This window comes from Neobacillus vireti, from assembly GCF_036962345.1.
Classification (GTDB): Bacteria; Bacillota; Bacilli; order Bacillales; family Cytobacillaceae; genus Neobacillus; species Neobacillus vireti_A.
In genome coordinates this window covers 59396-78084 of sequence record NZ_JBALNB010000003.1, presented here as the reverse complement: position 1 = coordinate 78084, position 18689 = coordinate 59396, and the positions used below count along the sequence as shown (strand labels likewise).

Genomic DNA, 18689 nt, shown 5'->3' with positions numbered 1-18689 from the left:
CTCCTTAAATGGGAGGATTTTGTTTATTCGCTCGTGTTTGTATTTTTTCGAATGGCAGCCCTCGCCAATTCATCAGCTGTTTTATTTTCAATGCTGGGAATCCATTTCATAAAAAATAAATCAAACTGATTGGCTAAATCTAATGCTTTTTCTAAAAGTGGAGCATACAATTTATTTTTGACAAATTCTTTCTCGACTGCTTTATTGACTAATTCAGAGTCCGTGCGAAAGGATAGCACTGTATGAGTATAGCCTTTTTCTAAGCAAATCTCTAATGCTTTTATAAAAGCATGATATTCTGCCTCATGATTTGACATGATACCCAGCGGAATGGCGTATTTTTCTGCAGTCCCATTCCCTTTTATAAATATTCCAGCACCACTAGGGCCAGGGTTACCGGCACTGGCACCGTCAATATATACTTCAATCAAAAGCCGACCCTCCAGTTTCGTATTACATGAAAGTTTATCATAATTTAACACAAAACGTAGGAATATAATTTTCCTATTTCAACTTTGTTGAAGTGGGTATGCTAAGAATAGAAATTTTAACATATGGTAAGAAAGTGAAATCATTATCTTTTCAATTAGAAATGGGTTTCAAGTCAGAAATTTTTCAGGAAAGGTTGATAATCATGAAATATAGACTTGAGTGGAATTATAAAACAGGTGGAAATGAAAAAATTCAATTTACCTCTGATTTGATATCAACTGAATTGGCTATACAAGCTGGTGAAGAGCTTGAAAAGCTGGGGAAAGCTAGTGATATCTATTTTTATGATGAAGTGGGTACATCTTGGATTTTAAAAGAATTGAAAAAGCTCGTGACTGAGATTGAAGACGATCCTCATGAAGTTACCGTTTATTTTGATGGTGGTTTTCAAAAAGAAACCAACTCTGCAGGTCTGGGTGTTGTTATCTTTTTTAAACAAGGAAAAAAGAAATACCGTATCAGGGCTAACGAAAGGTTCGATGAAATGGAAACAAATAATGAAGCAGAGTATGCAGCCTTTTATTATGCCTTAACGATATTAGAGGAATTAGGTGTGCACCATTTGCCTTGTGAATTCAAAGGCGACTCACAGGTTGTACTGAAACAACTCGAAGGTGAGTGGCCGTGTTACGAAGATGTCCTTAATGCATGGCTTGACAGGATTGAGGAAAAAATCAAAGCACTCTCACTCACACCAAAGTATTCGCCCATTCCAAGAAATGATAATAAAGAAGCCGATAAATTAGCAACACAAGCGTTGGAGGGGAAGGAAATTTTCGCAAAAACGCAAATCATTTAGGATCTTCTCTAACCTTGTTGCTTTATAGAACAAAATTTGAAGTCATTATTAAGAAACGGGGTGCCAAAACTCGTGAAACATTCTGATAGAAAAGAACTGTTTAATCATGTTGAATCCCTATTAGGTCAATACTGTAACGGCTGTTTTGTACATAAACACTTTAAACAAGAAGGCGGCAGAAGGACAGCACATCGCTTTTGTATTTCGGAGTGTACAGTAGGGGAAAAGCTGCAGGAATATGGAAAAAAACTAATTTAAATGCAGTTTCTTGACTAAAGAATAGTTCCTCACGGGTTTATCCTCCCCGTTGGTTAATAAGAAAAAAGGCTGACACTACGTCAGCCTTTGTTTGTTATAATAGATTAAAGTTTTACCACGTTAGCAGCTTGTGGTCCACGGTTTCCTTCAACGATTTCGAAAGAAACTTCTTGGCCTTCTTCTAAAGATTTGAAGCCTTCGCCAGTAATCGCGCTGAAGTGTACGAATACATCGTCTCCACCTTCAACTTCGATAAATCCGAAACCTTTTTCATTGTTGAACCATTTTACTTTACCGTTTTGCATCTACTATTTCCTCCTAAGCCTTTCAGGACACCTTATTAAAGTGCCAAAGATAAATATTATCATGTACAAAAAAAGGTAGCATAATGCCATTCAAATAATGATACATGACACTTAAAATATACATGAATATTATTGGGCAGTCAAGGAATGAAAGTGCTTTTTTATCCATAAATCTTACTTCGGAGAAAATATTCTGAATAAATAAAATCCTATCCTAACATATATTTTTTTCAGCCTCATATTCTTATAAAAAAGGGTATTAAAGGGTGAGGTGTAATGTACCGATTTTCGATTGAGGGTGAGGAATGGATTTTAAGATTCTCGCCGCAAGTCTTCATTGAAAACGAAGAAAAACAAGTAGTTTTGATGTCATTGCTTCAAATCGGAAATGATTTATCCTCTTATTCACATGGTGATGCCTTTCTCATGTTTACAAAGAAAATAGGTGCAATCGTTTTTGATGTTGAAAGAATCCCATCATTTATTTTGACAGTATCGAATATCATTCCAGAAGAAAATTGGTATATGCAGGATACAAATCTAAAACGAATACAATAAGCTGATAAAGTTTCGGAAATCTTTAACAATTGGCATCCTTAATCTAAGGTGCCAATTTTTTATTCTTTACGAAAGGTAATGGAAGTGGGAAAATGAATGCTGGATGCTTTATCAAAAGGAGCAATCATGATGAAATTAATTATTGCGGAAAAGCCAGATCAAGGTTCAACACTGGCTTCTATTTTTAAAAATAAAAAACAAAACGGTTTTATTGAAATCTTTCCAAATGAGACGTTTCCAAATGGAGCGTATGTGACTTGGGCCATTGGACATTTATGCCAGTTGGTGAACCCCGAGGCTTATGAGCCAGGATGGAAGAAATGGTCGTTGGAGAATCTGCCAATGATTCCTGCTCAGTTCCAATATGAAGTAACAAAGGATAAGGTAAAACAATTTTCTGTTATCCAAAAGCTTGTAAATAATCCTGCAGTAACGGAAATCATTCATGCAGGTGATGCTGGGCGTGAGGGTGAATTAATTATCCGTAATATTCTTCGAATTACAGGCTGTAAAAAGCCCATGAAACGACTATGGATTTCGTCTTTAACCCCTAATTCAATTCGTGAAGGTTTTAATAAATTATTAGCAGAAGATCACACTAGAAATCTATATTATGAAGCATACACTCGTGCCTGTGCTGATTGGGTAGTGGGAATGAATGCCTCTAGACTCTATAGTTTACTATTGCAAAAACAGGGATTTTCTGATGTTTTTTCGGTTGGCAGGGTCCAGACTCCCACTTTAGCGCTTATTGTTAAGAGAGAATTGGAAATTGAGAATTTTAAATCTGAACCATTCTGGGAAGTCATCGCACATTTTAATATCGAAGGGAAAAAATATAGCGGCAAGTGGCAGAATGATGGGGAAACACGGGTGAAAACAAAAGAATTGGCAGAGAAGATTGCGGCTTTCTGTCGCGAAAAACCAGCAGAGGTATCAGAGGTTCAATCCGAAAGAAAAGAGTTTTTCCCGCCATTACTGTATAATCTCTCCGCACTTCAAGCGGAAGCGAATAAACGATATAAATTTTCGCCAAAGAAGACGCTTGATGTACTGCAAAAGCTTTACCAGAAGGGCAATGTATCTTATCCCCGGTCTGATTCAAGATATGTAACGAAAGAAGAAGCCAATGCCTTTCCGGAAATTTTAAATAAAATAAGTCATATCAATGGTTACGATAAATTTTTTCCGCTGCCTATTGACTCCCTTGTTGATAACAAACGATATGTAAACGAAAAAAAGGTTACAGACCACTATGCCATCATTCCTACTGAACAGATTCCTAATTTTGAAAGACTAGATGCAGATGAAAAGAAACTTTACGACCTTATTGCAGCAAGTTTAATAGCAGCACATTATCCAAAAGCTATAGCAGAATATACTACGGTAACAACTTTAGTTGATGGACGAGCTGTTTTTCAATCAAAAGGGAAGGTTCAAATTGAAGAAGGCTGGAGGAAGGTAATCAATCAAAAGGAAAAAGAGGATGAACCTGCACTGCCTCTATTATCAAAAGGGGAACAGGGCAGTACGACAAAGGTGGATGTAAAAGAGAGCCAGACACAGCCGCCAAAACGCTATACTGAAGGTCAGTTAATCACATTAATGAAAACTGCCGGTAAGCATGTTGATGACAAGGAAATGGAGAAAATATTATCCAAAACGGAAGGCTTGGGTACGGAGGCGACAAGAGCCGGAATTATTACCATGCTGAAAGATAGAAAATATATTGATGTAACCAAAAACTTAGTTTATGCAACGGCAAAAGCAAGAATATTGATAGAGGCAATTGGCCAGGAACTCCTTGCTTCCCCAGAAATGACCGCAAAATGGGAACAGAAATTAAGGGAAATTTCAGAAGGCGCTGCTTCTCCTAAGTCCTTCATGGAACAGACTAATAAAATGGTCTATCATCTCATTTCTTCAGGCGTTGGACATTCTGCTAATTGGACATTTTCAGACGATATTCGTGAAAATTTCACACCAGGCAAGAAGATGGGGAAATCGAGAGCTAGTACAAAATTGGGTCCTTGTAAAAAATGTGATGGTTCAATCGTGGATAAAGGGAGCTTTTACGGATGTTCTAACTATCAGAAAAACCAATGCAATTTTACGATATCTAAAAAGATACTCGGGAAAAACATTACCCAAAAGAATATTAAACTTCTTCTAACGGAAGGAAAAACAGAGTTGATAGAAGGTTTTACAAATAAAGATAAAATCTTTAATGCAAGGCTTTATCTTGATGAACAGGAGAAAAAGGTGAAATTCCTCTTTGAGAACCAAAAGGAACATAGCCAAAAAGTGTAACATTGTAATAATTCAACTTGTCACTAATTTTTTTCTATAGTAAACTTTTAAGAGAGTAATTTTTTGGAGGTACGGGATGCCAACACCTAGTATGGAAGATTATATCGAACAAATATATATGTTAATTGAAGAAAAAGGGTATGCCCGAGTATCAGATATTGCCGAGGCGCTGTCTGTTCATCCCTCCTCAGTAACAAAAATGGTACAAAAGTTAGATAAGGATGAATACTTAGTTTATGAAAAATATAGAGGTTTTAGCTTAACCACAAAAGGTAATAAAATCGGCAAACGTCTTGTTTTTAGACACGATCTACTTGAACAATTCCTAAAAATCATCGGTGTAAAAGATGAAAATATATATAAGGACGTCGAAGGAATCGAGCACCACTTAAGCTGGGATTCCATTGAACGAATCGTTGACCTTGTTCAATTTTTTCAAGAAGATGAATCGAGAATAGAAGCATTAAAAGAGGTTCAAAAACAAAATGAAGCTGAATAAGGAAAGCACCTGGCCTATCACCAGGTGCTTTCCTTTATCTTTTTAAAATAAATCAGGAAAATGATCAAAAGATGTTTCCTGCTCCGGGCTAAGCATTACTTTACCATCATGATTCTCGTATGCCTGAACACCTTTTATAATGCCGTCTGCTGCTTCTACTAATGCTTTTTGATATGAAATGACTCGACCTCCGGATGTGACAAAACTGATAATCTCTCCAAAATGGTTCCGATGCAATCCAACTACTGTTTCCACAACGCTTTCCCCCTTTGCTCGATATTCTTTCTAATTTGCAATATAAATAAACGTAAAGGAATTACAAATTTAACAACGAATAATAAATAAAAAGGAGGCTTTTCTATGAACAATTTCATATGGGTAGATGAAGCAGCAAAACAATGGGATGAGCAGGCTGATAAATGGCATTCTAACAGCAAAGAAATGTGGGAGACCGGCAGTCGAAAAGACATTATTCCTTTTTTAATCAAGCACTTACAACCGGAGTCGTCACTTTGTGACCTAGGCTGTGGTGATGGTTATGCTTCCTATAAGTTAGCTGCAAATGGCTATCACGTTACTGGAGTCGATCTCTCTGAACAAATGCTTGATAAGGCAAATGAGAGAGCAAAAGACACGACAGCAAAATTCCTTAAAGCAGATATTTCAAGGGTGCCGGTAGAATCAAACTCTTTCGATGCCAGCATGGCAATCAATTCTCTTGAATGGACAGAGAATCCATTAGCAGTATTGCATGAAATGAAACGTATTGTTAAAAAAGATGGTTTGATTTGCATTGCGATTTTAGGACCGACCGCTATGCCGCGGATAAATAGCTATAGACGGCTGTATGGGGAAAAAGTAATTTGTAATACGATGATGCCATGGGAGCTAGGGAAATTGGCAGAAGAAAGTGGCTTAATCAAAATGGATGAAATTGGAGTTTACAAAAGGGGAGCTGACAAGCTGCCTTTAGAAAATCTATCATTAGATTTAAAGCAGGCATTGACCTTTATGTGGGTCTTCATGTTTCAAAATAAATAACGGAAGTGCAAAGGGCACTTCCGCTTTTCTTACTTTCCTGCTTTAACTTCTTGAAATAGGCTCTTTCGATTCTTTCAATCCCAATGAAAAGGTGTTTCTTGATACACATAATAGTTTAGCCAGTTCGAGAAAAACAAGTGTCCATGGGAACGCCAGCGATTGATTGGGGGTTGTGTTGGATCATTATTGGGAAAATAATTTTCCGGCATATGAATTTCCAGCCCCCTGCTAATATCCCGATTATATTCCTGGGCTAAGGAATCAGATTCGTATTCCAAATGTCCAGTAATCATCACATGTTTTCTGTCCCGAGAGGCAATTAGCAATGCTCCTGCTTCTTCTGATGCGGCTAACAGTTTAAGTTCAGGGTTTTCATGAATTTCACCAATTGATACATCTGTATAGCGAGAATGGGGAGCATAAAACTGATCATCAAATCCGCGTAAGAGAAAATCATTATGCTCAAAGATTTGGTGTTCATAAATTCCTGAACATTTGCGAGATAATTCAAATTTATCAATACCATAATGATAAAAAAGTGCAGCCTGTGCTCCCCAGCAAATATGCAAAGTAGAGGTAACATTGGTTTTGGTCCAATCCATGATTTCCTTAAGTTCCTCCCAGTATTTTACCTGTTCAAATTCCATTAATTCGACAGGTGCTCCAGTAATAATCATTCCATCAAATTTTTGATTTTTGACCTCCAGGAAGGTGGTATAAAATTGTTCGAGGTGCTGTTTACTGGTGTGCGTAGATTCATAGGAATCTGTTTTTAAAAATTTAACATTTAATTGCAGCGGGCTGTTCCCCAAAAGCCTTAATAGCTGAGTTTCTGCCTTTTCTTTGTCCGGCATTAAATTGAGGATAAGTATATTTAACGGCCGAATATCTTGTTGAATTGCCCTTTCATCGTCCATGATAAAAATATTTTCATTTTCAAGGATTTCTCGTGCTGGCAGCAACTTTGGAATGTTAATAGGCATGGTGCACTCCCCCTTTGTTTCTAATCTTGTTAAGTATATTTTTAAAATTCGGTCATTAACATTATAAACATTATCTTTAATTCAGAAAAGAATAATTTCTTGTGAAAAATATTACACGAAAAAAATCCGTGGTTTGATACAATAAAAGAGGTTACTAATTCTATGTGAATCGGGGGATCATTTTTGCAAATGAAAACATCATATAAGTCAGACATTGAAATTGCACAAGAATCAACCATGGAGCCAATTGTTGAAATTGCTAAAACAATAGGTTTATCAGAGGACGACCTCGAGCTTTTTGGGAAATATAAAGCAAAGATTTCGTATGAGGCGCTTACGAATATAGAAACAAATAAAGATGGAAAAATAATTCTCGTTACTTCCATCAATCCTACGCCTGCTGGTGAAGGAAAATCAACTGTTACAGTCGGTCTTGGTGATGCCTTTCAACGCATTGGTAAAAAGGCAATGATTGCTATGCGTGAGCCTTCATTAGGTCCGACAATGGGTATTAAAGGCGGGGCAACCGGAGGCGGCTATTCACAGGTATTGCCGATGGAAGACATTAATTTACATTTTACGGGTGACTTGCATGCGATTACTACAGCAAATAACGCTCTAGCAGCTTTGTTAGATAATCATATACAACAAGGCAATGAACTTAAGATCGATCAACGCCGAATTGTTTGGAAACGAGCGGTGGATTTAAATGATCGTGCCTTAAGGAAAGTCATAATCGGGTTGGGCGGTCCACTTCAAGGAGTCCCGCGTGAAGATGGCTTTGATATTACAGTAGCATCAGAAATTATGGCAGTATTGTGCTTAGCTGCGGATTTAAAGGATTTGAAAGTACGATTAGCCAGAATGGTCGTTGCCTATAATGACAAAAAGGAACCTGTAACTGTTGGTGACCTTGGAGTGGAAGGTTCATTAACTTTGTTGCTAAAAGATGCAGTCAAGCCAAATCTTGTTCAAACGATTGAACATACTCCTGCGCTCGTGCATGGCGGTCCCTTCGCGAATATTGCCCATGGCTGTAATAGTGTAATTGCGACTCGTGCCGCGGCAAAACTTGCTGATTATGTCATTACAGAAGGCGGTTTTGGTGCGGATCTAGGTGCAGAAAAGTTTTTACATATCAAAGCAAGAAGTGCTGGTATAAAACCTGAAGCAGTAGTGATTGTTGCCACCATAAGGGCATTAAAAATGCATGGCGGTGTTGCAAAATCCGAGTTATCCAAGGAAAACATTGCTTCCTTAACGTTGGGATTTGCTAATTTGCAAAAACATATTGAGACCATCAGAAGCTTTGGGCTGCCAGTGGTCGTCGCGATTAACAAATTTATAAGTGATACTGACTTAGAAGTAGAAACTTTATTGGATTGGTGTAAACGTGAGGCTGTTCCTGTTGCCTTAACGGAAGTCTGGGAAAAAGGCGGTGCCGGCGGGGTTGACCTTGCTAAAACGCTTTTAGAAGTAATAGAAAAAGAAGGAAATAACTTCCTTCACCTTTACGATTTATCCGATTCGCTTGAACAAAAAGTGAGGACCATTGTTCAAAAGGTTTATGGCGGTAAAGATGTTGAATTCTCGTCAAAAGCGAAGAAACAGCTGGAGGACTTTGAAAAGTTTGGATGGTCCAATTTAGCGATATGTATGGCGAAATCTCAATATTCCTTGTCAGATGACCCAACGAAACTAGGCAGGCCTACTAACTTTACCGTGAATGTCAGGGAGTTCAAGCCATCGATAGGAGCAGGTTTTATTGTTGCCCTAACCGGAGATGTCATGACCATGCCGGGTCTTCCCAAAAAACCAGCAGCATTAAATATGGATGTAGATGAGAATGGGAAGGCCCTAGGATTGTTTTAAAGATAGAGGTGTAAACAATGTTTGATCCAACGGCTTTCGATAATATGAAAGTGGTCATAGAGGGAGCACTTTATGATTTAGACCTTGAAGGTAAAATAGCCGTCATTGACCGGAATGATTTTGTGAATACAGCCAAAATGTCACGAAGTTTTGAGTTGTACTTTACATTACCAGACTCACACGTAACTGCATTAATCGAAGTTAGGTCAGAATTGATGAATTTAGCAGCGGAATTATTAACGGATTTCAATTTTAAAAAAGAGCCGGGCTGTTACATCAAATTACAGTTTCTCCATCAAGGGATTACCAATAAGGAACACTTGAAAAATATACTCAGCATTCTCATTGATATATGGGGTGATACAAGAAAAATTAGTCAATCCATTACGATTAATCATTCTGAATCAACGACCCATAATGTGAATAGCATTGTGTTAGACAGACTCGTAAGGGAAGACCAAATGGAGGATATGGTTGAGTTAATTGATACCATGGTGATCACGTTAGAGCAGTTGCAATCATACCTTGGTTCAATCACTTCAGCATGAATAGAGGGAAAAACCAGCTTTTTAGTTAGCTGGTTTTTTGCTATTTACAAGAAAACATTTTCAAGGTACGATGATTTTAACTAGATATTAGGACCTCATACCAATTAAAGGGGAGATTACATTGGTTAAAACGGCATGGGTTACGGACAGTACCGCTTTTTTAGATGAAGAATTAAAAAATCATCCTGATTTGTATACAATTCCAATTACTATGTTATTGGATGGGGAGGAATTCATTGACGGAGTTGATTTTACAGCAGCACAGCTTTTTGCGAGATTAAAAGAGTTAAAAACCCCGCCCAAAACTTCTCAGCCATCGATAGGAGCGTTCCAAGAGTTATATGAAAAACTTTCAAAAGATTATGACCAAATTGCAGCTGTTCTTTTATCAGGAAAACTAAGCGGGACAGTTTCCTCGAGTGAGCAGGCAGCAAAACTTGTGGACATTCCAGTAAAAACCTTTGATTCCCATATATTAACCGCTCCAATGACGGCTTTATTAAAAAGAGGCATGGAGCTTGTCGAGGCTGGTAATAGCCTTGAGAGTGTCATGGAGCAATTAGAATCATTAAAAACTACCAATGAGACATATGTTTTAATTGGAAGTTTAGAGCAGCTTCATCGCAGCGGCAGGATGACTGGTTTACAATTTTTCCTAGGCAGTATGCTGAACGTGAAGCCAATCATTTCAATTGAAAATGGTGCGCTCAATACAAAGGAAAAAGTAAGAAGTGATAAGAAAGCAAAAGAAAAAATTCTTGATTACTTTACATCTTCCTACGAACAGAATAAATTTAAAGAAGTATATATTTTATATGGTTTACACCTCGAACAAGCAAATGAATGGAAGGCGGAAATAGAGCGGCAATATCCTGAACTAAAGGTTATATGCTGTCCATTGGGTGCGGTCATTGGTGTTCATGCCGGTGAAAACACACTTGGAATTAGCTGGCATAATGGACTGAAATAACTCTCTCTCTTTGTGAGCATACTAAAATGGCAGTTCATTTTAGATGAGGGGGTAATCATCATAAGTAAGAATCGAAACATGACACGTGAATTTACCGAAAAACAAGATCAAAAAAATGATGTTGAACTAAGCGGCGAGTATACAATCGGTAATACAAAATCACAAAGTCAGAAAAAAAGCGGCCGTCAAGCAAACAAAAAGTAACTCCGAATTCTTCGGGGTTATTTTTTATGATGGCTCTTTTCTTAAACTATGTTACTTTTTGGAAAAAATTTTATGATTGTGCTAAGTTTTCGCAGAAAATAAAGTAAATTTAAGAAGAAAAGAGCCTGTAAACTAAATTCTAAAGCGCAAAATAGCTTTTTCTACGTTAAAATCGGCTTTAAGATTTTAACAACAATATTTACGACAACAGCCTTTATGATAAAATAGCTAGGATGAAGGAAGGTGTTTCTTAGATGAACGAACAAATCATAGAGCAAACCATTACGTTTGTCCGGAATGAGCTTGGTGAAGATGCAACGGGGCATGATTGGTTTCATGTGGACCGCGTCAGACGGACAGCATTACATATTGCAAAACAAGAACAAAAAGGGGATCCCTTTATTATTGAAATGGCAGCACTGCTGCACGATATTCCTGACGAAAAGCTCAATAAAAGTGCTGAAGCGGGAAAAAACAAACTGGATTCATTTTTTCAAACGATATCATTGCAAGAAGAGATACAAAACTCGATTATTCAAATTATCGAAAGTATTTCCTATAAAGGCGGAATAAAAACTGAGTTGGAAACAATCGAGGCAAAAATCGTTCAGGATGCGGATCGGTTAGACGCTATTGGGGCAATTGGAATAGCTAGAACATTTGCTTATGGCGGGAAAAAAGGACAGCCTATTTACGATCCAAGCCTTACGGTTCGGGAAGAAATGAGTATAGAGGAATACCGCAAAGGCAAATCAACAAGCATTCACCATTTTTATGAAAAATTATTAAAATTGAAAGATTTATTGAATACTGAAGCAGCAAAAGAAATGGCAGAAAGCCGTCATCAGATGATGGTGTTATTTTTGGATCAATTTTATCTAGAATGGGATGGTCATGATCGATGAAAATGCTCACGGTAGAAAATGTTACGAAAACCTATGGGGAAAAACAGCTATTTAACAATATATCCATTACGATCGGTGAAAAAGAGCGAGTCGGTTTAATTGGAATCAATGGGACCGGAAAATCCTCATTACTAAAAATTATCGCAGGCTTAGATCAGCCGGATGAAGGTAAAATTATAACCAGCAAGGATTATTCGATTGCTTTCTTAGATCAGCAGCCAGAATTAGATTCAGCTAAAAGTGTTCTGGAGCAGGTTTTTCACGGCGAAGCACCCATTCTAAGGTTAATGCGTGAATATGAAAGAACACTATTGGTATTGGACTCTTCACCCAATGATACAAAGGTACAAGAAGATCTTTTCCGATTACAAAAACAGATGGATGCTTTAAATGCTTGGGATGCAAGTACAAATGCAAAATCGATATTAATGAAACTTGGAATTGAAGATTTTACTAAGAGAATCGGTGAATTATCTGGTGGACAAAAGAAACGTGTAGCCCTTGCTCAAGTGCTCATTGCTGAACCTGATTTACTTATCTTGGATGAACCTACGAACCACTTAGACTTTGACTCTGTGAAGTGGTTAGAGGATTACTTAAGCCGGTATAGTGGTTCTATCCTCCTGGTCACGCATGACCGTTACTTTTTAGACCGTGTTGCCAACCGAATGTTTGAATTAGATGGTGGTAATCTTTATAGCTACAAAGGAAATTATGCGGCATTTTTAGAAGCGAAAGCCATCCGTGAGGAAAATGAGGCTGCAACCTTTGAAAAAAGGCAGAACCTTTTTAGACGAGAGCTTGAATGGATGAGACGCGGTGCTAAAGCACGAACAACCAAGCAAAAGGCAAGGATTCAACGTTTTGATGAACTGGAGGATAAGCTTTCAGGAGGCAAACCAACCGGTGACAAAGTAGATATCTCCTTAAATGGCAGCAGACTTGGAAAACAGGTTTTTGAACTTAAGGATGCCTCGAAATGTTATGGAGAAAAGACAATCTTAAACCATTTTAATTTACTTGTGAAACCTGGTGACCGACTCGGCATTATTGGCAAAAATGGAGCCGGTAAGTCAACATTATTAAATGTTTTAGCCAAAAAACTTCCTCTTGATGAGGGCGAATTCATCATGGGGCAAACCGTAAAAATCGCTTATTATACCCAGGAAAGCGAAGACATGGATGAGAATAAGCGAATGATTGAGTACATTAAAGAAACTGCTGAAGTGGTAGAAACGTCAGATGGAAAAACTTTATCAGCAGCACTTATGCTTGAACGCTTTCTTTTTCCGCCATTTTCTCATGGTACGCCAATCCGTAAATTATCCGGCGGAGAGAAGCGGCGTTTATATTTGTTGAAGCTGTTAATGACCGCTCCTAACGTCCTGCTGCTCGATGAGCCGACAAATGACCTTGATACACAGACGTTGACCGTTTTAGAAGATTACCTAGAGGAATTCCCAGGTGTTGTTATAACTGTATCTCATGACCGCTACTTCCTAGATAAAGTAGTCGACCAGCTTCTTGTATTGCGCGGTGAGGGTAATATTGATTCATTCTTTGGGAATTACAGCGAATATTTAGAGAAAGAATCAGCCTCTGAAGCGCCGAAGAAGATGGAGACGCCTACAGCTCCGAGTTCAAAAGCTCCTGAAAAGGAAAAAAAGAAAAGAATGACTTTTAAGGAGAAAAAAGAGTGGGAAGAAATTGACGATGTCATCGCCAAAACAGAACAACGGCTTGAAGAAGTAGCCAATGAAATGGGGCAAACAGGCAGTGATTTTACAAAAGCGCAAGAATTAATGAAACTAGAAGCAGAATTAAACGGAAAGCTCGAGTATTTGATTGAAAGATGGGAATATCTTGCTGAAATTGCAGAAGGCGAGTAAAAAAGTGCGTCCTACGACGTGCTTTTTTTGTGTTCTTGGGAACTTAAAAAGGTATATCTGCGTATATTCAGATATATCTGCGATAAATGATTTTTATCTGCGTTAAATCGAATATTTCTGTGTAAATTGAAATATATCTGCGTTGCACCTTCAACAAGCCCATATTCTAGAATGAACTATCACTTATATGGTAAACTTGTTAAGAATAACTAAAGAATTAGGTGATCTTCTTGAAAATAAAGGCAATCGAACCAACCCCTAGTCCCAATACAATGAAAATAATCTTAGATCAAGAGCTTCCAATGGGGAAAAGTCATAATTATAAAAAGGAAACATCTGCTGAAGCACCTGCTGTTATCCAAGGAATTCTCCAAATAGAGGGGATCAAAGGTGTTTACCACGTTGCGGATTTCCTTGCTGTTGAAAGAAATGCAAAATTTGATTGGGGCTCTTTATTACCTCAAGTCCGCCTAGCGTTTGGTGAAACAGCAGAACCATCTGATTCAGCCAATATGAAAGTAGATGAACACTTTGGGGAAATCAAAGTGGAAGTCCAAATGTTTAAGGATATTCCGCTTCAAGTAAAACTGACAGATGGGACAACTGAAAAAAGGTTCGGAATGCCGGAAACCTTTTTAAAGGCTAGAGAACGTGCCCAGCTTCCTGACGAGAATTATATTTTGCTCCGCAGATGGGATCAACAAGGTGTGAGATACGGTGATTTCGATCAAATTGGACAGGAAGTAGTCGAAGAACTAATTGCTGCTTATCCACCAGAGCGACTTGAAAACCTCGTATCCAAAGCACAAACAACGGATTCTCCTGCGAAACAAAAGCCAGCACGAGAACGTAAAAAAGTTACGTTGGAATCTTTAGACAATCCGGACTGGCAAATCCGTTACCAGTTACTTGAACAAATGGATGATCCTGAGGTAGGGGATTTACCCGTTTTAGAAAAAGCGTTAACCGATGAGAAGCCATCGATTCGTAGATTGGCTGTTGTCTACCTTGGGATGATTGAAGATCCAGCCGTATTACCATATTTATATAAAGCCTTAAAAGATAAAACCGTTACCGTTCGCAGGACCGCTGGAGATTGTTTATCCGATCTTGGCTTCCCTGAAGCTAGTGATGAAATGATCAATGCACTACAAGATCCAAGTAAACTGGTTCGTTGGCGGGCAGCGATGTTTTTGTATGAAGTGGGGGATGAAACCTCATTACCAGCTTTAAAGGCAGCTGAAAATGACCCGGAATTTGAGGTTAGCCTGCAAATAAAGATGGCAATTGAAAGAATTGAAGGCGGCGAGGCTGCTAAGGGTTCTGTCTGGAAGCAGATGACGGAAGCTCGAAAGGCAGAAAGTTAATAGAATTGCATATAATAAATTAGAATAGTACACTGCAAATATAGAAAGTGAGGTTTTTATTATGTCAATGGCATATGAAGAGTATATGAAACAAATGGTATTACCAATGCGTGAAGAGCTAACTAGAACAGGATTCCAAGAACTCACAACACCCGAAGAAGTGGAAAACTATATGGAAAACGCGAGTGGAACCACGCTAGTAGTTGTAAACTCTGTTTGTGGATGTGCTGCTGGACTTGCACGTCCTGCAGCAACACAAGCGGTATTAACAAGTGAGAAAAAACCGGATCACCTCGTAACGGTCTTTGCTGGGCAGGATAAAGAAGCAACTGCAAAAATGCGCGAGTATTTCGATGGAATTGAGCCATCCTCACCGTCTATGGCATTGTTAAATGGCAATAAGGTGGTTCATTTCATTCCTCGTCATGATATTGAAGGAATGCCAATGGAAGCCATTATGGATAATTTAAAGGCTGCATTTGAAGCCAATTGCTAATTGCGAAAAGGGATGTCTTAGGACGTCCTTTTTTTTGGAGGATATATGGTCATGTTTGTGACAACAGCTGGAAGAACCAATCAACAGATGATTGAAATAGCAATGGAGACTGCAAGTAAATTAGGTGTTCCGTATATTCCTAGAAAAAAGAAATCAATTGAACTGCTGCAAAAGGAAACAACCAGCGACTGTATTGTAGTCGGAAAAGAAAGACTTGAATTATTCCACATGGCCTCAGCTTACCCCTTCTTCTTTCATCCGAATTCAGCGATGTTTCGCATCAAACGATTGATAAATGGTGAACATGACCCATTTTCGGAAGCAGCCCAATTAACAAAGGGGATGAGCTTTCTAGATTGTACCCTTGGCCTTGCTTCTGATTCAATCGTGGCTAGCTATTTGGTTGGCAACTCGGGGATGGTGACAGGCACCGAGGGTCAAAAGTATCTAGCTTTTATCGTGAAGGAAGGTCTGAAATCATGGGATTCCGAATATCCGGTCATGGATGAGGCAATGGCAAGAATCCAAGTGATACATAGCAGGGCTTTAGATTACTTAAAAATATTACCCGAGCATTCTGTTGATTGTGTCTATTTTGATCCGATGTTTGATGAGTCTATTCTCGAATCCGATGGAATTAAGGCTTTAGGTCAACTTGCACTCTACGAGGATCTCACAAAGGAAATGATAGATGAAGCTTTGAGAGTGGCTAAACATAGAGTTTTGCTAAAGGACCACTATAAAAGTCACCGTTTTGAACGATATGGATTCCAGGTATACCGTCGAAAGACAGCTAAATTTCACTTCGGGGTACTTGAGAAATAAGAATTTTTCTACCATTTTTTAAGAATTGATTTTTCCATTTTATCTAGAAAAGAAGTATAATAAGTGGTAGGAATTAAAAATATCGGAAAAATCAGATGAATTCTTCCAGGTACAAAGGGGAAAATATAAATGAATAAATGGATTCGTAAATCGGCTGTCGTACTGATTTCGATTTTAACCTTTGGTTTAATTACACCCACACAATTAATAAATAGCGTAAATGCTGAGAAACCTACTGAGAGAGACACCATTGAAGCAGCGCCGTTAAGTCGTTTTGAGCAGCAAACCAGCCTTTATGAAAACTCAGAAGCAGACAAAGAAAGATTTATTGAAGAGCTTTTGAAACAGGCAGAAGAGCAATCTTATCAAAAATTCGGCACAAGAATTAAGCCTGTGATTGAAAATGAGTTTCGAGAAATCATCTTGCCAAATATTGAAAAAGCGTTACATGAAACAGCAGCTCAGTTCCCAACGGAGGATTTATTAAACTTAACAATCACTGAGTCTCCTGGTAAAGGACAATCCGAGAAGATTTTTAATATCAAGAACAATGGTACCAATAGTGATATCCTTCGTTTTCATGTGAGGAGGGATAATCCGCCGCAAGCAGGACACTGGTTTAACTTTCATTATCATACATACCATGACGGTTTTCAAAGTCACCATGAACTTGGCTCTATTTATTGGGATAAAAATACACCACCGAAATGGATGAGTTAATGATTTGCATCACCAGTAAAAAAAGTTTTATTATATTTATGAAACTTTTTTAAAAGAAACTCGTAAATAGACTATTACCTAAAATGGAGGAATGAAAAAATGGCAATTAGTTTATCAAAAGGTCAAAAAGTAGATTTAACGAAATCAAATCCTGGGCTAACAAATGTGGTTGTAGGATTAGGCTGGGATACTAATAAGTATGATGGCGGTAATGATTTTGACTTAGATTCATCCGTATTCTTATTAGGAGAAAACGGAAAAGTTACAAATGAAACAGATTTTGTTTTCTACAATAATCCAAAAGGTGCAAATGGCGCGGTTGTACATAATGGGGATAATCGTACTGGTGAAGGTGATGGAGATGACGAGACCGTAAGCATCAACTTAACAACGATTCCTGCTAGTATTCAACGTGTTACGTTTACTATTACAATTCACGATGCAGCAGCTAGAAACCAAAACTTCGGTCAAGTATCCAATGCCTATGCTCGTATTTTCAATGAAGCAAATGGCGAAGAACTAATCCGTTATGATTTAGGAGAAGATTTCTCTATCGAAACAGCTGTTGTTGTAGGTGAATTATACCGTCATAATGGTGAATGGAAATTTAGTGCAATTGGCAGCGGCTACCAAGGCGGCCTAGCAGCATTAGCTACTGATTTTGGTTTACAGGTAGGATAAAAAAATACAGGGGAAACTTCCTATAATTTTATTAACATGGTACCGAGAGACCCAGCCTCACTGGGTCTCTTTTAGAGAAAAGAACTGCAGTCATGAACTATATTTTTAGAAATATCTGACATCAGTGCCTAGGCACGAATGCTTTACTACTGGGAGGAATTTTTTAATGTCGATTTTGCAAGGAATTTTTGATACGTACGCCCAATTTTTCAACTGGGAAATGTGGGGACAGGTTCTTACCGATCCAGTTTCATGGGGATTAATTGGAACCTTGGTTATTCTTGAAGGATTACTATCAGCCGATAATGCACTTGTATTGGCGGTAATGGTAAAGCACTTACCACCTGAACAACGTAAAAAAGCACTCTTTTATGGTTTATTAGGCGCTTATGTTTTCCGTTTTATTGCCATCGGTGTAGGGGTATTCTTAATTAAGCTTTGGTGGGTAAAGATTTTAGGTGCAGCATATCTTGCTTGGTTATCGATTAAGTATTTCCTTGATAAACGTAAAGCAGCACAAAACGAAGAAGAAGAAGCACATGGTATGAATCAAAGTGGGCTGCTAATCCGTCTGTTTGGTACCTTCTGGGGAACAGTTATTGCGGTAGAAATAATGGATATTGCATTTTCTGTTGACAGTGTCCTTGCAGCTTTTGGTGTTAGTGAACAGATTTGGGTATTATTAGTCGGCGGTATGCTCGGAGTCCTTATGATGCGGGGGATTGCTGGAGTATTCTTGAAGTTAATTGACCGTATTCCTGAGCTCGAAACATCAGCATATATCTTAATCCTATTGATTGCAGCAAAAATGTTCGTTGCCGTTTTCGATATTCACGTTCCACACTCAGCATTCTTTATCATTATCTTATTAACATTCGCAGCTACTTTTGTTGTTCATTATATGAACAAAAAGAAACAAGTTGGCAAAGAATCATAATTATTAAAGTACGACATAAAATGGGGAACA

At 38.1% G+C, this 18689-nt stretch carries 22 protein-coding genes; 18 read left to right on the top strand and 4 right to left on the bottom strand.

Annotated elements, in window-relative coordinates; all coding sequences use genetic code 11:
• Positions 1-23: 23 nt before the first annotated feature.
• Complete coding sequence (locus V7108_RS01830) at positions 24-431, bottom strand: reverse transcriptase-like protein (protein WP_335519576.1); 408 nt, start codon at positions 429-431, stop codon at positions 24-26.
• A 203-nt stretch (positions 432-634) separates the two neighbouring features.
• On the opposite strand from V7108_RS01830, the gene V7108_RS01825 reads away from it, so the two are divergent.
• Both V7108_RS01825 and V7108_RS01820 read left to right on the top strand, forming a co-directional pair.
• Positions 635-1291 carry a reverse transcriptase-like protein gene (locus V7108_RS01825; RefSeq protein ID WP_335567237.1) on the top strand — a complete coding sequence of 219 codons (657 nt, stop codon included), beginning with the start codon at positions 635-637 and terminating at the stop codon, positions 1289-1291.
• Between the two features lie 72 nt (positions 1292-1363).
• Entirely contained in the window at positions 1364-1549 is a 186-nt protein-coding gene (locus V7108_RS01820; RefSeq protein ID WP_335519570.1) for a zinc-finger domain-containing protein, read from the top strand.
• Positions 1550-1653: 104 nt separating this feature from the next.
• Here the strand turns inward: V7108_RS01820 and cspD are convergent, their stop codons facing one another.
• Positions 1654-1854: a cold-shock protein CspD gene (cspD, locus tag V7108_RS01815; protein WP_026563856.1), complete on the bottom strand. Its 201-nt coding sequence runs from the start codon at positions 1852-1854 to the stop codon at positions 1654-1656.
• Positions 1855-2130: 276 nt separating this feature from the next.
• Here cspD and V7108_RS01810 point away from each other — a divergent pair, with 276 nt between their 5' ends.
• From V7108_RS01810 to mntR, 3 genes are all read left to right on the top strand, one after another.
• On the top strand, positions 2131-2412 hold the full coding sequence (locus V7108_RS01810; protein WP_335519567.1) for a hypothetical protein: 282 nt from the start codon (positions 2131-2133) through the stop codon (positions 2410-2412).
• A gap of 129 nt (positions 2413-2541) precedes the next feature.
• A complete protein-coding gene (locus V7108_RS01805; protein WP_335567295.1) occupies positions 2542-4722 on the top strand; it encodes a DNA topoisomerase III in 2181 nt (726 codons plus the stop codon).
• Positions 4723-4798: 76 nt separating this feature from the next.
• Positions 4799-5221 carry a transcriptional regulator MntR gene (mntR, locus tag V7108_RS01800; RefSeq protein WP_335519564.1) on the top strand — a complete coding sequence of 141 codons (423 nt, stop codon included), beginning with the start codon at positions 4799-4801 and terminating at the stop codon, positions 5219-5221.
• A gap of 42 nt (positions 5222-5263) precedes the next feature.
• Here the strand turns inward: mntR and V7108_RS01795 are convergent, their stop codons facing one another.
• Entirely contained in the window at positions 5264-5476 is a 213-nt protein-coding gene (locus V7108_RS01795) for a hypothetical protein (RefSeq protein ID WP_335519561.1), read from the bottom strand.
• Positions 5477-5581: 105 nt separating this feature from the next.
• Here V7108_RS01795 and V7108_RS01790 point away from each other — a divergent pair, with 105 nt between their 5' ends.
• Positions 5582-6262, top strand: coding sequence for a class I SAM-dependent methyltransferase (locus tag V7108_RS01790; RefSeq protein WP_335567236.1), 681 nt, complete (start codon positions 5582-5584; stop codon positions 6260-6262).
• Positions 6263-6336: 74 nt separating this feature from the next.
• Here the strand turns inward: V7108_RS01790 and metA are convergent, their stop codons facing one another.
• Positions 6337-7245, bottom strand: a complete 909-nt coding sequence (gene metA, locus V7108_RS01785) for a homoserine O-acetyltransferase MetA (protein ID WP_335567235.1) — start codon at positions 7243-7245, stop codon at positions 6337-6339.
• 189 nt (positions 7246-7434) lie between these two features.
• Here metA and V7108_RS01780 point away from each other — a divergent pair, with 189 nt between their 5' ends.
• From V7108_RS01780 to V7108_RS01725, 12 genes are all read left to right on the top strand, one after another.
• Positions 7435-9117 carry a formate--tetrahydrofolate ligase gene (locus V7108_RS01780; RefSeq protein ID WP_335567294.1) on the top strand — a complete coding sequence of 561 codons (1683 nt, stop codon included), beginning with the start codon at positions 7435-7437 and terminating at the stop codon, positions 9115-9117.
• Positions 9118-9134: 17 nt separating this feature from the next.
• Entirely contained in the window at positions 9135-9665 is a 531-nt protein-coding gene (locus tag V7108_RS01775; protein WP_335567234.1) for a hypothetical protein, read from the top strand.
• Positions 9666-9786: 121 nt separating this feature from the next.
• A complete protein-coding gene (locus tag V7108_RS01770; protein ID WP_335567233.1) occupies positions 9787-10635 on the top strand; it encodes a DegV family protein in 849 nt (282 codons plus the stop codon).
• Between the two features lie 78 nt (positions 10636-10713).
• Positions 10714-10839 (top strand): hypothetical protein, encoded by a 126-nt coding sequence (locus V7108_RS01765; protein WP_335512332.1) that lies wholly within the window; start codon positions 10714-10716, stop codon positions 10837-10839.
• A gap of 254 nt (positions 10840-11093) precedes the next feature.
• A complete protein-coding gene (locus V7108_RS01760) occupies positions 11094-11744 on the top strand; it encodes an HD domain-containing protein (RefSeq protein ID WP_335567232.1) in 651 nt (216 codons plus the stop codon).
• Positions 11741-13633, top strand: a complete 1893-nt coding sequence (locus V7108_RS01755) for an ABC-F family ATP-binding cassette domain-containing protein (protein WP_335567231.1) — start codon at positions 11741-11743, stop codon at positions 13631-13633. The genes V7108_RS01760 and V7108_RS01755 overlap by 4 nt, the downstream gene beginning before the upstream one ends.
• A 230-nt stretch (positions 13634-13863) precedes the next feature.
• Positions 13864-15000 carry a conserved virulence factor C family protein gene (locus tag V7108_RS01750; protein ID WP_335567230.1) on the top strand — a complete coding sequence of 379 codons (1137 nt, stop codon included), beginning with the start codon at positions 13864-13866 and terminating at the stop codon, positions 14998-15000.
• A 61-nt stretch (positions 15001-15061) separates the two neighbouring features.
• Entirely contained in the window at positions 15062-15496 is a 435-nt protein-coding gene (locus V7108_RS01745) for a BrxA/BrxB family bacilliredoxin (RefSeq protein WP_335512336.1), read from the top strand.
• Between the two features lie 51 nt (positions 15497-15547).
• Positions 15548-16321: a class I SAM-dependent methyltransferase gene (locus V7108_RS01740; RefSeq protein WP_335567229.1), complete on the top strand. Its 774-nt coding sequence runs from the start codon at positions 15548-15550 to the stop codon at positions 16319-16321.
• Between the two features lie 129 nt (positions 16322-16450).
• A complete protein-coding gene (locus V7108_RS01735; RefSeq protein WP_335567228.1) occupies positions 16451-17041 on the top strand; it encodes a YpjP family protein in 591 nt (196 codons plus the stop codon).
• Between the two features lie 99 nt (positions 17042-17140).
• Positions 17141-17722 carry a TerD family protein gene (locus tag V7108_RS01730; protein ID WP_335512339.1) on the top strand — a complete coding sequence of 194 codons (582 nt, stop codon included), beginning with the start codon at positions 17141-17143 and terminating at the stop codon, positions 17720-17722.
• Positions 17723-17888: 166 nt separating this feature from the next.
• Positions 17889-18659, top strand: coding sequence for a TerC family protein (locus V7108_RS01725; protein ID WP_335512340.1), 771 nt, complete (start codon positions 17889-17891; stop codon positions 18657-18659).
• The last annotated feature ends 30 nt before the right edge of the window (positions 18660-18689 follow it).

Bases quoted from the DNA above. Each gene is read 5' to 3' on its own strand.
- V7108_RS01825 (WP_335567237.1), top strand. From the start codon at position 635: ATGAAATATAGACTTGAGTGGAATTATAAAACAGGTGGAAATGAAAAA.
- cspD (WP_026563856.1), bottom strand. From the start codon at position 1,854: ATGCAAAACGGTAAAGTAAAATGGTTCAACAATGAAAAAGGTTTCGGA.
- V7108_RS01810 (WP_335519567.1), top strand. From the start codon at position 2,131: ATGTACCGATTTTCGATTGAGGGTGAGGAATGGATTTTAAGATTCTCG.
- V7108_RS01805 (WP_335567295.1), top strand. From the start codon at position 2,542: ATGAAATTAATTATTGCGGAAAAGCCAGATCAAGGTTCAACACTGGCT.
- mntR (WP_335519564.1), top strand. From the start codon at position 4,799: ATGCCAACACCTAGTATGGAAGATTATATCGAACAAATATATATGTTA.
- V7108_RS01790 (WP_335567236.1), top strand. From the start codon at position 5,582: ATGAACAATTTCATATGGGTAGATGAAGCAGCAAAACAATGGGATGAG.
- metA (WP_335567235.1), bottom strand. From the start codon at position 7,245: ATGCCTATTAACATTCCAAAGTTGCTGCCAGCACGAGAAATCCTTGAA.
- V7108_RS01780 (WP_335567294.1), top strand. From the start codon at position 7,435: ATGAAAACATCATATAAGTCAGACATTGAAATTGCACAAGAATCAACC.
- V7108_RS01775 (WP_335567234.1), top strand. From the start codon at position 9,135: ATGTTTGATCCAACGGCTTTCGATAATATGAAAGTGGTCATAGAGGGA.
- V7108_RS01765 (WP_335512332.1), top strand. From the start codon at position 10,714: ATGACACGTGAATTTACCGAAAAACAAGATCAAAAAAATGATGTTGAA.
- V7108_RS01760 (WP_335567232.1), top strand. From the start codon at position 11,094: ATGAACGAACAAATCATAGAGCAAACCATTACGTTTGTCCGGAATGAG.
- V7108_RS01755 (WP_335567231.1), top strand. From the start codon at position 11,741: ATGAAAATGCTCACGGTAGAAAATGTTACGAAAACCTATGGGGAAAAA.
- V7108_RS01745 (WP_335512336.1), top strand. From the start codon at position 15,062: ATGTCAATGGCATATGAAGAGTATATGAAACAAATGGTATTACCAATG.
- V7108_RS01740 (WP_335567229.1), top strand. From the start codon at position 15,548: ATGTTTGTGACAACAGCTGGAAGAACCAATCAACAGATGATTGAAATA.
- V7108_RS01735 (WP_335567228.1), top strand. From the start codon at position 16,451: ATGAATAAATGGATTCGTAAATCGGCTGTCGTACTGATTTCGATTTTA.
- V7108_RS01730 (WP_335512339.1), top strand. From the start codon at position 17,141: ATGGCAATTAGTTTATCAAAAGGTCAAAAAGTAGATTTAACGAAATCA.
- V7108_RS01725 (WP_335512340.1), top strand. From the start codon at position 17,889: ATGTCGATTTTGCAAGGAATTTTTGATACGTACGCCCAATTTTTCAAC.